16 protein-coding genes are annotated in these 13,975 nt (G+C 66.0%); 13 read left to right on the top strand and 3 right to left on the bottom strand.

What is annotated here, in order from left to right; genetic code table 11:
- Positions 1-13 precede the first annotated feature (13 nt).
- The 9 genes from hemA (at position 14) to ACQPW1_RS18260 (ending at position 8,910) form a co-directional block, all read left to right on the top strand.
- A complete protein-coding gene (hemA, locus tag ACQPW1_RS18300) occupies positions 14-1,276 on the top strand; it encodes a 5-aminolevulinate synthase (RefSeq protein WP_433663886.1) in 1,263 nt (420 codons plus the stop codon).
- Positions 1,273-2,508 carry an MFS transporter gene (locus ACQPW1_RS18295; RefSeq protein ID WP_433663885.1) on the top strand — a complete coding sequence of 412 codons (1,236 nt, stop codon included), beginning with the start codon at positions 1,273-1,275 and terminating at the stop codon, positions 2,506-2,508. The genes hemA and ACQPW1_RS18295 overlap by 4 nt, the downstream gene beginning before the upstream one ends.
- Positions 2,505-3,797 (top strand): aspartate aminotransferase family protein, encoded by a 1,293-nt coding sequence (locus tag ACQPW1_RS18290; protein ID WP_433663884.1) that lies wholly within the window; start codon positions 2,505-2,507, stop codon positions 3,795-3,797. The genes ACQPW1_RS18295 and ACQPW1_RS18290 overlap by 4 nt, the downstream gene beginning before the upstream one ends.
- Entirely contained in the window at positions 3,790-5,238 is a 1,449-nt protein-coding gene (locus ACQPW1_RS18285) for an NAD-dependent succinate-semialdehyde dehydrogenase (RefSeq protein ID WP_433663883.1), read from the top strand. Before ACQPW1_RS18290 ends, ACQPW1_RS18285 begins: the two co-directional genes overlap by 8 nt.
- Positions 5,239-5,538: 300 nt before the next feature.
- Positions 5,539-5,973: a hypothetical protein gene (locus tag ACQPW1_RS18280; RefSeq protein WP_433663882.1), complete on the top strand. Its 435-nt coding sequence runs from the start codon at positions 5,539-5,541 to the stop codon at positions 5,971-5,973.
- A gap of 25 nt (positions 5,974-5,998) precedes the next feature.
- Positions 5,999-6,331, top strand: a complete 333-nt coding sequence (locus ACQPW1_RS18275) for a hypothetical protein (protein ID WP_433663881.1) — start codon at positions 5,999-6,001, stop codon at positions 6,329-6,331.
- Positions 6,332-6,507: 176 nt separating this feature from the next.
- Positions 6,508-6,732 (top strand): hypothetical protein, encoded by a 225-nt coding sequence (locus tag ACQPW1_RS18270; RefSeq protein ID WP_433663880.1) that lies wholly within the window; start codon positions 6,508-6,510, stop codon positions 6,730-6,732.
- Between the two features lie 249 nt (positions 6,733-6,981).
- Positions 6,982-8,205 (top strand): FAD-dependent monooxygenase, encoded by a 1,224-nt coding sequence (locus ACQPW1_RS18265; RefSeq protein WP_433663879.1) that lies wholly within the window; start codon positions 6,982-6,984, stop codon positions 8,203-8,205.
- A 153-nt stretch (positions 8,206-8,358) separates the two neighbouring features.
- Positions 8,359-8,910, top strand: coding sequence for a dihydrofolate reductase family protein (locus ACQPW1_RS18260; protein ID WP_433663878.1), 552 nt, complete (start codon positions 8,359-8,361; stop codon positions 8,908-8,910).
- On the opposite strand, the gene ACQPW1_RS18255 is transcribed toward ACQPW1_RS18260, so the two are convergent.
- Positions 8,873-9,526 carry a hypothetical protein gene (locus tag ACQPW1_RS18255; protein ID WP_433663877.1) on the bottom strand — a complete coding sequence of 218 codons (654 nt, stop codon included), beginning with the start codon at positions 9,524-9,526 and terminating at the stop codon, positions 8,873-8,875. The two genes, ACQPW1_RS18260 and ACQPW1_RS18255, sit on opposite strands and share 38 nt — an antisense overlap.
- Before the next feature lie 32 nt (positions 9,527-9,558).
- Here ACQPW1_RS18255 and ACQPW1_RS18250 point away from each other — a divergent pair, with 32 nt between their 5' ends.
- Entirely contained in the window at positions 9,559-9,891 is a 333-nt protein-coding gene (locus ACQPW1_RS18250) for a hypothetical protein (RefSeq protein ID WP_433663876.1), read from the top strand.
- Entirely contained in the window at positions 9,888-10,295 is a 408-nt protein-coding gene (locus ACQPW1_RS18245) for a MerR family transcriptional regulator (RefSeq protein WP_433663875.1), read from the top strand. The genes ACQPW1_RS18250 and ACQPW1_RS18245 overlap by 4 nt, the downstream gene beginning before the upstream one ends.
- 31 nt (positions 10,296-10,326) lie before the next feature.
- Here ACQPW1_RS18245 and ACQPW1_RS18240 read toward each other — a convergent pair whose 3' ends face one another.
- Positions 10,327-10,986 carry a winged helix-turn-helix transcriptional regulator gene (locus ACQPW1_RS18240; protein ID WP_433663874.1) on the bottom strand — a complete coding sequence of 220 codons (660 nt, stop codon included), beginning with the start codon at positions 10,984-10,986 and terminating at the stop codon, positions 10,327-10,329.
- A gap of 117 nt (positions 10,987-11,103) precedes the next feature.
- Here ACQPW1_RS18240 and ACQPW1_RS18235 point away from each other — a divergent pair, with 117 nt between their 5' ends.
- Positions 11,104-12,066, top strand: coding sequence for a PLP-dependent cysteine synthase family protein (locus ACQPW1_RS18235; RefSeq protein WP_433663873.1), 963 nt, complete (start codon positions 11,104-11,106; stop codon positions 12,064-12,066).
- A 6-nt stretch (positions 12,067-12,072) separates the two neighbouring features.
- Here the strand turns inward: ACQPW1_RS18235 and ACQPW1_RS18230 are convergent, their stop codons facing one another.
- Positions 12,073-12,567: a MarR family winged helix-turn-helix transcriptional regulator gene (locus ACQPW1_RS18230; RefSeq protein WP_433663872.1), complete on the bottom strand. Its 495-nt coding sequence runs from the start codon at positions 12,565-12,567 to the stop codon at positions 12,073-12,075.
- 62 nt (positions 12,568-12,629) lie between these two features.
- Between ACQPW1_RS18230 and ACQPW1_RS18225 the strand changes: the two genes are divergently transcribed.
- Complete coding sequence (locus tag ACQPW1_RS18225) at positions 12,630-13,943, top strand: amidohydrolase family protein (RefSeq protein ID WP_433663871.1); 1,314 nt, start codon at positions 12,630-12,632, stop codon at positions 13,941-13,943.
- Positions 13,944-13,975 lie beyond the last annotated feature (32 nt).

Raw genomic sequence — 13,975 nt, 5'->3', positions numbered from 1 at the left:
AACGGAGACTCCCATGGCATTCGACTACACGGCCTTTTTCGAGCGCAGAATCGACGACATCCGATCTTCGGGTCAGTACCGAACCTTCGTCGAAATCGAGCGCCTGGCAGGACGATTCCCGCACGCGGTGCATCACCACCGGGACGGGCTGCGCGAGATCACGGTGTGGTGCAGCAACGATCACCTCGGCATGGGCCAGTTCCCCGCCGTCACCGAGGCCATGCACCGGTCGGTGAATCGCTCGGGTGTCGCGGCGGGCGGATCGCGCAACATCTCCGGCAACAACCACACCCACATCCTGCTCGAACGTGAAGTGGCACAGCTACATCGGAAGGAAGCGGGCCTGACCTTCATCACCGGCTACGCGGTCAACGACGCGGTGCTCGGCGTGCTCGGCGAGGAACTGCCCGGCGCCATCTTCTTCTCCGACGAGCAGAACCACGCATCGATGATCCTCGGCATGCGCGCCTCGCGCGCCGAGCGGCGCATCTTCCGGCACAACGATCCGGCCCATCTCGACGAGCTGCTCGCGGCCACCGATCCCGACCGGCCGAAGATCGTCGCCTTCGAATCGATCTACTCGATGGACGGCGATGTCGCGCCGATGCCCGAATTGTGCGCCGTGGCAAAGAAACACGGTGCCCTCGTCTACGTCGACGAAGCCCACTCCGTCGGCATGTACGGCCCGGAGGGGTCCGGCATGGCCGCCCACATGGGCTGCGCCGATCAGGTCGATCTGCTGATGGGCACCTTTGCCAAGGGTTACGGCACCCTCGGCGGCTACCTGACCGGGCCTGCCCCGATCCTCGACGCGGTGCGCAGCTTCGCGCCCGCGTTCATCTTCACCCTCGCGATGCCGCCCGCGCTCGCCGCCGCCGCGCTGGCCAGCGTGCGGCACCTGCGGGAATCGGACAACGAGCGGATCCTGCTGCACCACCGGGCGCGACTACTACAGGACCTGCTCACCGATGCCGAAATCCCTTTGGTGTCAACCGAAAGTCACATTGTTCCCGTTCTCGTGGGTGACCCGTACAAATGCAAAGAACTGGCCGATATCCTGCTCGAGGAATACCGCCAATACGCCCAGCCGATCAACTTCCCGTCCGTCGCGCGCGGCACCGAGCGGCTCCGGATCAATCCGTCGCCGGTCCACAGTCCCGCGGCCGTGCACCGATTCGCCGAGATCATCGACACCGTCTGGTCCCGACTGAACCTGCCCCGCCGTCCGGTACTCCCGATCGCCACGCACGAAGCGCTGGAGAAGGTTTCGGTATGAGTATCGAGACGCGGCCCAAGCCACCCCGGATCCTCCGTCCGGCGGCGGAAGCTGAGTCCCCAACACCGTGGGCTCAGCACATACTTCTCTACGCCGCGTTCTTCCTCATGGGCGCCGAAATGTACTTGGTAGCACCGATGCTGCCGGGGATCGCCCAGTCGTTGCACGCATCGGTGGCCGCCTCGGCCACCATCGTCACCGCGTACGTGCTCGTCTACGCCGTCGCGGGACCGCCGTTCGGCATCCTCGCCGACCGGTACCCGCGACGGTGGTCGATCCTGTTGGGGTCCCTCGTCTTCATGCTCGGAAACCTGGCGTGCGCGGCGGCGAGTTCGCTGCCGATGCTGATCGCGGGCCGCGGCATCACCGGACTCGGCGCGGCGATCGCCGCGCCCGCGATCTGGGCCTATCTCGCCGAACGCACCCCGCAGCACAAGCGCGGACGGGTGATCTCGCTCGGCGCGAGCGTCTATTCGCTCGGGCAGGTGCTCGGCGTGCCACTCGGCGCGGGCCTTGCCTCGTTGACCAGTTGGCGGTGGCCGTTCCTCGCCGTCGGCGTGCTGATGATCGCGACGTCGGCGGTGCTGTACAAGCGGCTCGATCACATTCCGGCGACCGGGACCTCGCGCGGCTTCAAGGCGCTGCTGGCACCGTGGTCGCAGCCACGAATCAGCCTGGGGCTCATCGCAACTCTGTTCTTGCAGGCGGGTCGCCTTGGTGCCTACACCTTCGTCGGCGTGCTCTTCGCGCAGCGATTCGGCTTCAGCCTCAACACACTTGGTCTCGTCGGGTTGCTCGTCGGAGCAGGCTCACTGATCGGGTCACTGAGCACCGGGACCATCCTGGATCACCTGCACCGGCGCAACGTGAGTGGCGTGTGGGTGTCGGTAGTCGCCGCAGCGGCGTTCGCGCCTTGCGCCGCAGTGGCTTTGAGTACCGAGAACATGATCCTCGCACTGGTGGCACTGACCCTGTGGTGTGTTTTCGGCGGGGCGTTCTACTCCAGCCAGCAGGCCTACCTGTCGTCGGCCGATCCGACCCAGCGTGCGTCCGTCGTCGCCTGGAACAACTCGATGATGAACGCGGGCATCGCGATCGGCACCACGCTGCTCGGCACGCTCACCGTCGGCAGCGCCGCCTTCGCCGGCCTGACCGGCTTCCTCGGCATCGCGGCGACCCTGGTCGCGGCCGCGCTGCTCGTGCTCATTCGAAAGGACCGTCAGCCAGCATGATTCCCGCTCCCGCCACGACGCCAAGCCGAACCGCCCTCCCTGTCGCCGCGTGGGCCCAGGGCCCCTACATCTACGACGCCGACGGAAACGACTACCTCGACGGCTCCTCCGGCGTGCTCAATGTGAATGTCGGACACTCGCATCCGCAGGTGCTGCAGGCCATCGAGGCCCAGCTCGGGCAGCTGACCTTCGTGCACCGCACGCAATTCCGCAACGATCCGGCGTTGCGGCTCACCGAACGGCTGCTGGCGATCGCGCCCGCCAAGACCGCGGCGGTCGAGTACAGCAACTCCGGGTCCGAGGCCAACGAATGCGCGCTGCGACTGGCTTTCGCCTACCAGCATCGGCGTGGCAAGGCGCAGCGCACAGTCATTCTGTCCGAGGAGCCCAGCTACCACGGGATGACCGCGGCGGCGCTGTCCATCACCGGCAGCCCGAACAAACGCGATCCGTCGGTGGAGCCGCTGTTGGGGCAGCCGAGCGGGAATCGAGTTCTGGTGCGGCCCAAGCCCGGTCGGCGGCGTGCCACCCACGAGGAGTGGGCGCAGGCGCTGCTCAACGTCGGACCGTCCAAGGTTGCCGCGATCGTCATCGAACCGCTCGGGGGCGCTTCGTCGGGCGCCGCACCGATCGACATCGCCACGATGCACTGGCTGCGCCGGGAGACGCGGAACAACGGGATCGTCCTCATTGCCGACGAGGTCATGTCCGGCTTCGGGCGCACCGGAAAGTGGTGGGCCTGTGACCATTCCAGCATCGCCCCCGACATCCTGACGTCGGGCAAGGGCGTCACCGGTGGCTACACCAGCCTCGCGGTGACCTTCGTTTCCGAGACCATCACCGCAGCCATCGCGGAGCCGCTCGGGCCGATTGCGCTGGGGCACACCATGTCCGCGAATCCGCTGGCCTGCGCCGCCGCCAACGCGGTGCTGAGCGTCATCGAGGACGAGGCCCTGCTGGACAACGCCACCAAGACGGGCGAGCTACTCGCGGAGGCACTGACTGCCCTCTGCGACCGCTATCCGACGCTACTGTCGGATCAGTCGGGTCTCGGGTTGATGCGGGCACTGCACATCGATGCCGACCAGGCCTCCGATACCAACAAACGAATCATCGCCGCTGCCAAGGTGAACGGGCTCGTACTGTGCCCAGCGGGCATCGGCAAGACGACCAATTCGGTGCTCGTCGCTCCGCCGCTGAACAGCACGCCGGAGCTCATCGACGAGCTGGCCGAGCGGCTCGACAAGACACTGGCGGCGGTCTCCGAGAGCCGAGCCGACAATGCATGAGGTCGCCGAACTGCCCGCCGCACTGCCCACCGAGCTGTGGATCGGTGGCGAACAGGTACCGGCGGACCGCACGTTCCCCGTATACAACCCCGCGACAGGCGAAGTGCTGATCGACGTCGCCGACGCATCGGCCGTCGACGGTGCCCGCGCGCTCGATGCCGCCGCTGCGGCGCAGGGGGCATGGGCCGCGACACCGTCCCGCGACCGCGCCGAAATCCTGCGCCGCGCTTGGGAACTGGTGATCGCGCAGCGCGACGACTTCGCCTTGTTGATGACGTTGGAAATGGGCAAGCCACTAGCGGAGAGCCACGGCGAAGTCACCTACGGCGCGGAGTTCCTGCGCTGGTTCGCCGAGGAGGCGGTCCGCGTACACGGCCGCTACACGCACGCACCGTCGGGCAACGGCCGCATCCTCGTCACCAAACAGCCCGTCGGCCCCACTTTGGCCATCACGCCGTGGAACTTCCCGCTCGCCATGGGCACCCGCAAGATCGCCCCCGCGCTGGCGGCAGGCTGCACGATGGTGGTCAAGCCCGCCGCCGAGACGCCGCTGACTATGCTGCTGCTCGGCCAGGTCTTCGCCGACGCCGGGCTGCCCCCCGGTGTGCTGTCGATCCTGCCGACCTCCGACGCCGCACAGCTCACCGATCCGATGTTCGATGACGATCGGCTGCGCAAGGTGACCTTCACCGGTTCGACCGGCGTCGGCAAAATCCTGCTCGCACAATCGGCTACGCGTGTGCTGCGCGCCTCGATGGAGCTCGGCGGCAACGCACCCTTCGTCGTGTTCGCCGACGCCGACCTCGACGCCGCGGTCGACGGGGCCATGGCGGCCAAGATGCGCAACACCGGCGAGGCCTGTACCGCGGCAAACCGCTTCCATGTCGACAACGCGGTCCGGGAGGAGTTCACCGCGAAGTTGACCGACCGCATGCGCGCCCTGAAGATCGGACCTGGCCACCTCGATGGAGTGCAGGTCGGGCCGTTGATCAGCGAGAAGCAACGCAATACGGTCACCGAGTTGGTGCGCGACGCGACAGCGAAGGGCGCGCGCGTCACCACCGGCGGCGCGAGCGTCGCGGGCGAAGGCTATTTCTACGAGCCGACCGTCTTGGCGGAAGTACCCGCCGACGCCCGCATCCTGCGCGAGGAAGTGTTCGGCCCGGTAGCCGCGATCACCGGCTTCGCCGGCGAGACGGAGGGGATCATCGCCGCCAACAACACCGAATTCGGTCTAGCCGCATACATTTACACCACCGACCTCGACCGCGCCCTACGCGTCGCCGAGGCACTCGAATCCGGCATGGTCGGCATCAACCGAGGCGTGATCTCCGATGTCGCCGCCCCCTTCGGCGGCGTCAAGGAATCCGGCCTCGGCCGCGAAGCAGGCACCGAGGGCATCGAGGAATACCTCGAAACCAAGTACATCGCCCTGCCATAGAGCGTGTTGAGCTGAAGCCTCACCTTCGACCACGCGAAGCCACGCGGCAGATCGCCGAATGGTTGTGCGCCACTGGGGAATCGAGAACCTCCCACATTGCATGCGCGACGTCATGTGGGGACGAACACCACTCGACCGTCCGCACCGGGATATGTACCGTCCTGCACGGTCTCTCCCAGACCTTGCCGGCGAGGGACCGAGTTGTTCGAGGGTCAAACATCTAACTAGGGGAGTTGTTCGATGATGAAGTGAAAGACCGCAGTGGTTGTCAGCTGTCTAGCGGTGGCTATCCCGGGACTCGTGGGTGCATCGGCGGCCTGGGCTGAGGGCCCGGACAGCCCCGACTCGACGGGCGAAAGCAGGGTAATCAAGGGTCCAGATGTGCTCAACGCAGCTGGTGAAGTCGTTGGCGGATCGGTGATCTTTTCCGAGGGGGTCAACAGGACAGGCATCAGCACGAGAGGTCGAGAGGTAAGCATTCAGTATTCATTTCCACCGGTTACGGCCGTCGTGCAAATGAGCCTGTCTTCCAGATATGACTGGAACGAATGGGCGACGCCGATCGCGCAAGCCATTGCCGCATGGACCAGTTACCGGACCACGGATGGCGTCCAGCATGACCTCCAGACTCATACGCCAACCTTCTACGCGAACGACATCACCGAGGTCAGCGGGCTGCTGATCTCCAACAACTGCCACACCGACGTGGTCATCAACTGGTTCATCTGGGCCTGATCCCAGCACATTCCGAGGAGCCGAGATGGAACTTCCACTCATTCAGGGCGCCGGGCGAGTGCCCGAGGTCGACAGTGTCCTGACCGTCGCGCTTTACGACGCCGAATCCGGTCGAATAGTGCACCAGCACACCGCGGTTACCTTCTCCGGCGGGCGGGAAATCCCCGAGGCCGAAGCGATCGAAGCCGCCCGGACCAGCGCCGCCGGAGTCGGTCACCGAACGAGGGAACTGAAGGTGGCGGTCAGCAATAACCCCGACACCCTGCGCAGCCCGCACCAAATCGACACCGGGACCGGCGCTTTCGTCCGTCTCCCCGCCTCCGAACCGGGAGAATACGGTCCGTCCGCCGCGACCTGACGCCGAGAGTGCACGCGGGTTGGCGAGGCACGCTGACGCGGCTGGCATGATCGCGGTGTGAACCTACGATTCGGTATTCAGTTGGCGCCGACGAGTACGAGAAATGGCAAACGACACAAGACATTATCTCCGCCGACGCGATCGACGCGGGACGCAAACCGACCGATATCACCCGGATGGCACAACTCGTCGGAACGATCACCGATGCTCCGGGTCCGGTCACACTGCGCGGCGAAGAACCGATTCACACCGACGCCGCGGGCTGGGCCCGCATTCTGGCCGATCTCGCCACGGAGACCGGTTTCGACACCTTCGTGTACTGGCCGGAATCCGCCGGCGATACCCAGCTCCGCCGCTGGATCGGTGACATCGTTCCCGCCACTCGAGCCTTGTGCGCCTGATGCTCTGAAGTTGTTGCGAAGCATGCCTGCGCGTATGGGTCGGAAAGCTGCGCCGACGAGCCGCTGAAGAGGATGCGACCTTCGCCCATGATCATCCGGAGCCGACCGGCAGGCGTCTGCACGATCTTGGCGACACCGATTAGTTTTGTGTAGGTCCGGCGTCGATACCTCTGGATGCACCGACAGCGGTGGGTCAGAGTAAGAGCAAACGATCCGGACGGTGATCCGGGCGGGTGAGCAGGAGACGACGTGAGCGGTATCAGGGTATTGGTGGCGGGGGCGAGCATTGCGGGTCCGGCGCTGGCGCACTGGCTGTGCCGGTGGGGAGCCGAGGTGACCGTGGTGGAGCGGGCGCCCGAGTTGCGTCCCGGTGGGCAGGCGGTGGACGCGCGCGGGGTGGCCAAGGACGTCATCCAGCGGATGGGGCTGGACGCTGCGGTGCGCGCGGCCTGCACCGATACCGCCGGCGCGCACACCGTGGACGCGGACGGGAACGTGCTGGAGACCTACCGCGCGGACGACAACGACGGCGACGGATACATCTCGGAGATCGAGATCCTGCGCGGAGACCTGTCCCAGGTGCTCTACGACGACACCCACGATGGCGTCGAATACATCTTCGCCGACCGGATCGCCGAACTCACCCAGGACGCGGACGGGGTCGACGTGACCTTCGCCGGCGGCGACCGGCGACGCTTCGAGCTGGTGATCGGGGCGGACGGACTGCATTCGGCGCTGCGCACGATGGTCTTCGGGCCGCACGAGCAGTTCGTCCGCCACCTCGGGCTCGTGCTGTCCTTCTACACGGTGCCCAACGAGTTCGGTCTGGACCGCTGGCTGATCGACTACCAGGACGCCGGGCGCTCGGCCGGCCTGCGGCCCATCCGGGACACCACCCGCGCGATCGCCATGCTGTCCTTCCCCGCGGCCGACTTCGACGTCGACTACCGCGACATCGAGGCCCAGAAGCGCCTGCTGCGCGAGCGGATGGTCGGCCTGGGCTGGTTGACCTCGGACATCCTCGCGCATCTGGACGACACCCCGGACTTCTACCTCGACCAGGTCGCCCAGGTGGTGATGGATCGCTGGTCGAGCGGACGGGTGGGACTGCTCGGGGACGCGGCGTTCAGCGCGTCGCCGATGTCCGGGGCGGGCACCGGGATGGCCCTGGTCGGCGCCTACGTACTGGCGGGCGAGCTGGCCGCCGCCGGGTGGGACCCGGAAGCCGGGTTCGCGGGCTACGAGCAGCGGATGCGCTCGTTCGTCGAGGCCAACCAGGAGATCGGCCGGTTGCACGTGCACAGCCGCGAGGTCCCCGAGCCGGACGCTCAGCCGGAGATCGATTACGAAAGCGAATGGTTCACCGAGCTGATCCAGCGCGCGATCAACGGAGTCGAACTGCCCGACTACGACGGGGTGCCGGACTCCGCAACCCCGGCCGGATCGCCTATCGCCTCGTCGGCCAAACCGTAGGTCCCGGCGATGTCGTTGTTGCCCCTGGCGGTGCGTCCAGGGGCGCGGCGGTCGCCGACACAACTCCCAACGATCAACCGGTGTCAGGATTAACCAGACATCTGTCACTGATTTCGGCCGATGAGTTTCGACGGCGTAGGAGGTCTACCCGGTATGAGGAAACTGATCTACGGGTTCAGCGTGTCCCTGGATGGCTACATCAACGACCGTGACGGCAGCATCGACTGGTCCGACCCGGATGACGAGTTGCACCAGTTCCACAACGATCGCTACCGCGCGATCGAGATCTCGCTGCACGGCCGTCGCCTGTACGAACTGATGGCCGAGTACTGGCCGCACGTGTCCCAGGACGCGCCGCCAATCGAGCGTGAGTTCAGCGGACTCTGGACGGCGAAGCCGAAGGTCGTCTTCTCCCGGACCCTCACCGAAGTCCATTGGAACAGCACGCTGGTCAGCGAGAACGCGGTCGAGGAGGTCCGCAGGCTCAAGGCTGGCGGCGATGGTGTCATGGAGGTCGGCGGCGCGAACCTCGGGGCCGCACTGATCCCACACGGGCTCATCGACGAGTACCAGATGTTCCTCATGCCTGTGGCGCTCGGCGGCGGCACACCATTCTTCCCGTTGCTGGACAAGCGAATTCGGCTCCGCTTGGCCGAGACACGACACTTCAACACCGCGGTGATGCTGCGCTATCTCGTCGACTGAGGTCATCGGGCGCCGGTTCGAACGACTGCAACAGGCTCCAGTCTAGGTACGCCCAGTAGGTGCGGTTTCTTCCGGAGTCCGGATCGGTAGCATTGAAGGCGTAAATGTCACCGATAGCGCCGAAACCGGCGACATTCGTGAGCGGGCCGAAGACGCTGCGGATCAGCTCGCCGACGGTGCACGACCACGGTGTCAGATCAGCCAGAGACTCGAGCCGAGGCGTTGAAACCTCCGCGCGTCGAACGAACTGCCTGAACATGACTTTGGCGGGCAAGACCTGCGTCAACTCGATTTGCAGGTCGGGCCAGAACGTCAGATCCCATCGGGCGTAACGCATCTGGCATCCGTTCCCGACGTCGTCGACATCTTCCCAGTCCGGAACACCCCAGGCTGCTTTGTATTCCTCGATGCTGGCAGGGATGGCCCATCGACGCCGGGCCGCGGCGATCTCCGCATCGGCGCGCGTCGCATCGACCGCGCTGAGCACCGCCTGCGCCTGAGCCGGGGCACTCGCGCACATCGGAGCCAACATCGCCAACTGATACTCGCGAAAAGCAGGCTCTTCCATCAATACACCCCCCAAACCGGCGACAACAAAGACGAACGTAGCTTGCATTCGGTACCTGGGTACAGGTTTACCGTGGTCTCATGAGGATCGACAGCGCTTCTACCGCTTGGGTTCCCGACTCGTGCACCCTGCCCACCGCAGAGCAGCCGATGCGGGTGGCGGAGTTCGATCAGTTCTTCGCTACCTCGGTGCATCACTTGGGTCGCCCGCGGCGGACTCGGCTCGATCTGTTGATCGATGCTGACGCCGAAACCCTCGGGCGGGACCTAGCGGCCCGGGAAACCGCGTGCTGTTCGTTCTTCACGTTCACCTTCGAGGACACGGTAATGCACATCGACGTATCGGCTGCTCATGCCGACATCCTCGATGCGCTCGAAACCCGGTTCGCGGCAACGGGAACGGGCCTGCGGTGAGTGGGGGTTTGCGCACAGGTGAGGTCGCTGCCGCGGCGGGCGTGAATGTTCAGACGCTGCGCTACTACGAACGTCGTGGCCTGCTCGCCGAACCTAATCGGTCACTGGGAGGTCATCGGCTCTATCCGGAGCGGACCGTGGCCACCTTGCGGATCATCAAGGCCGCGCAACGGCTCGGGTTCACGCTCGAAGAGATCGCCGACCTACTCGAAGCCACTCGGCCGCACGGCCGCCACGACGTCGGCCTGCACGCACGCGCGGTGACGAAGCTGGCCCAGGTCGATACCGAGCTGGCGGAACTGACCGCCGTCCGCGACACCCTGCGTGCGGCATTGGCCGCCGGATGTGACGATCTGCTCTCATGCAGCGAAAGCCCTTGCTGCCCAATACCGTTCACCAGCTAAGTCACCGCTGGCCCCGCCATCGGTGTTGAGGTCACGTCGAGGGAGTCGGGGGTGAACAGGTAGCGGGTGAACCACCGCGGCATCTGACGTTGCAGTGCGAGGTCACCGTGCATCTGCACTCCGGGTTGTTGGAGCAGTTGCGGCCAGGACAGATTCCCGAGCCACCATTCGGTCGCCGCTCGGGTCGGCGTGGTGAGCCAGATGTCAACCGGTGCGCCAGTGTCGTCTCGGCACAGGTCCACGTTGGCCCGGGACAGGTGTAACCAGAACCTGCGGTCGGGTGCCGGTCGATCGGTGAATTCGATGGCGAGCACGACCCGGCGGTCGGGCAGCGCGGCAGCGTCGACGCGTCGACGCGTCGGCGCATGTCCCAGGTGAGGGCGGCGGTGTCGAGATCGTCCTCGCCCAGGGCGGCGCTGTCGGTGGTGATGGCCCAGCGGGCCAGTTCCCGGACTACCGGGGCGAGCGCGGCACCGGCTTCGGTGAGGTGATAGTCGTCGACGATGCCTGCGGCGCGCAGCGTCCGCAGCCGCGCCGACAGCGTTGCCCTGGGGATCCGCGGCAGCCCTCGACACAGGTCACCGAAGCTCGACGCGCCGAGCAGCAGTTCCCGAACGATCAACAGCGTCCAGCGCTCGCCGAGCACATCCAGCGCCCGCGCCACGGCGCAGAACTGTCCGTAACCACTCACACCGGCAGCGTACGTACTACATCACCGCAAGCGCGGTTCAAGGATTGAACTTCCAGCTCCGACACGATGTGCCCATGATCGACAACGTCAATGGATGCGTCGGAAAGGCGAGCAATCATGGAAATCGGTACCAGCGTGCTGACGGCAATCGGCCACACACCGCTTGTGCGATTGCGCAGGGTGGTGCCCGCCGACTGCGCGACCATCCTGGTCAAGGTCGAGGGCCACAACCCGACCGGCAGCATGAAAGGCCGGATGGCACAGGCGATGCTGGCCGCCGCCGAGGCCGGCGGCCGACTACGGCCCGGCGGCACCGTCGTCGAATACACCGGCGGCAGCACCGGTGCCGCGCTGGCTCTGGTCTGCGCGGCGTCGGGATACCGGCTGCGGATCGTCAGCTCGGCAGCGTTCAGCGAGGACAAGCTGCTCCAAATGGCTGCGCTGGGTGCCGAACTCACCTTGGTTCCGAGTGAGAACGGGCGGATCACCAAGCAGCTGATCCGCGAAATGATCGACACCGCCGCCGAATTCGGCCGCGAACCCGATACTCACTGGACCGATCAGCTCACCAACACCGCCAGCATCGCCGGTTATCACGCGATGGGCGAGGAGATCTGGGAACAATCGGGTGGCCGCGTCGACGGCTTCGTCCAAGCGGTAGGCACGGCAGCATCGCTGCGCGGGGCGACCGCACCGCTGAGACAGCACAATCCGCGACTGCGGGTGGTGGCGGTCGAACCGGCCGAATCCGCGGTGCTGTCCGGCGGCCGCCCCGGCGCTCACCTCATCGAAGGCATCGGCATCGGCTACCCACCGCCGATGTGGGACCCGAACCTCCCCGACGAGATCATCCCCGTGCCCACCGCCGACGCCGAAGCCGAAGCCATGGCACGACGACTCGCGACGGACGAAGGGCTGTTCACCGGAACCTCCTCCGGCGCCAACGTCATTGCGGCCATCGACCTCGGGAAACGACTCGGCCCCGACGCCACGGTCACCACCATCCTGGTGGACTCCGGCCTGAAGTACCTCAGCACGAACGTCTTCCGGACAAGGACGCACTCGCGGGAACAGCGATAGGCAGGATCAGTCCGAGCCGGATTCTTCCGTCGACGTGCTGCCCGTTCGACTGTCACCAGCCGACGACACAGCCTGCTCCAAGTTCGCGATCAAACGCGTCAGCAGCCCCGCGAGGTGCTGAATCTCGTTCTCGTCGAAACCGGTGAGTGCGTCCGCGTGGCCTTGCGCCAACACGGTCCTGGCCTCGGGCAGCAGCGACAGCGCCCGGTCGGTGAGCGCGACCAAGCTGCTGCGCCGATCGTGCGGGTGCGGCGAGCGCTGGATCAGACCATCGCGTTCCATGCGGGACAGCAATTCGGCCATGGCGGGCTGCCCGGCGCTGGATCGCGCGGCCAGTTCCTTTTGGGTCAGGGCGGATCCGTCCGCCAGCGTCCCGAAGACCGGGATCTGGCCGGCCGTGATGCCCAGTGCTCGCAGGCGACTGTCATGGAGCAGCGCGAAGAGCCGGGCCGCATGGTTGATCAGCTGAGCGGGTGCCGACTCGGGGCGCCAATCCGTCATGCCGTCCAAGATACATCGGATCCGATCTAGAATTAATATCGGATCCGATGTACTTTGCTCACATGATCATTCAGAACGTGACAGTCATCGACGGATCTGGCGCAGCGCCGATCGAAAACGCGGAAGTCGTGGTCTCCGGCGAACGGTTTGCCGAGGTCCGGCCCAGCGCACCGGACGCGGTGCCGACCGATGACGAGATCATCGACGGCCGTGGCGGATACCTGATCCCTGGACTGTGGGAAAGCCACACGCATTTGGCCGCCTACGCGGCCGCCCTGCCGGAACCGGAGCGGGTTCCCTTCGTCATCCGGGCACTGGCCGATTTCCTGGCGGCGGGGATCACGACGGTCGTGGACTTGGGCGGATCATTGGCCATCGACCACGCGGTGCGAGCGCAAGCCGATCCGGGCGAGACGGCGAAGCTTTACTACGCCGGTCCGGTCTTCACCGGGATCGAGGGTTGGCCACTTCAGGCACACGGCAACCCGGCCATGGCCCGTCAGGTCAGCGACCCCGACCAGGGCCGTCGGCTGGTGCTCGAACTGGCCGAGGACGTCGACTTCGTCAAATTCATCTACGACGGCGAGCCAGGGGCTCCGGACAAACTGTCCCGCCGCGCCCTGGACGTCATGGTGGCGACCGCGCACGAGGCGGGGAAGAAGGTGCTCGTGCACATCCGTACGCACGCCGACATCGAAGACGCGGTAGCGGCCGGCGCGGACTGCGTCGAACACGCTCCCCTGCCGTCGGAAGACGACGATCTGACCGAAGCCAGGAAACTCGCCGATCTACTGGCAAGTTCCGGAACCTACTACTGCCCGACTTTGGTGACCTGGGAACAGCTCGGACACGGTGGCGACCGCGGCTACCTACAGGAACTTCTTGTCGACGGAATCCTCGACGAAGACCAGGCGCGGGCGGTGGCGGCACGGCCGGGATTCGGACGACCGTTCCCGCACCACCCGGCGCAGGAATCCATGGCACGTTTCCGGTACGGGATGCGCACGCTGCCGATCATGCACGCGGCAGGGGTGAAAATCGTTGCAGGCAGCGATGTTGCGCTGACGATGCCGTCACCGCCGTTGGCGTTGCTGCGCGAACTGCAGCTGTTCGCCAAGGCGGGGTTGTCGCCCGCCGAGATCATCGTCACGGCGACCAGGCACGCTGCGGAACGGATCGCGATGCCCTCCTACACCGGGACGATCACCGCGGGTTCGGTGGCCGACGCGTTGCTACTCGACCGTGACCCGCTCGCGGACCTGAGCGCCTTGACCGACCCGACCGGTCGCGCGGCCACGATCCGTCAAGGCAAAGTGCTTCCGCGGGGCTGGCGGCCGGAGAACGACACCGTGAGCGCCGAGGCCGTTGGTCGGTAGATAGAGGAAGTCTGACAGCGTCTCCGTATCAC

Source organism: Nocardia sp. CA-128927 (assembly GCF_050955855.1).
Lineage (GTDB): Bacteria > Actinomycetota > Actinomycetes > Mycobacteriales > Mycobacteriaceae > Nocardia.
Note: the sequence above shows the minus strand (reverse complement) of the source record. Positions and strands in the feature narration are given on the sequence as shown.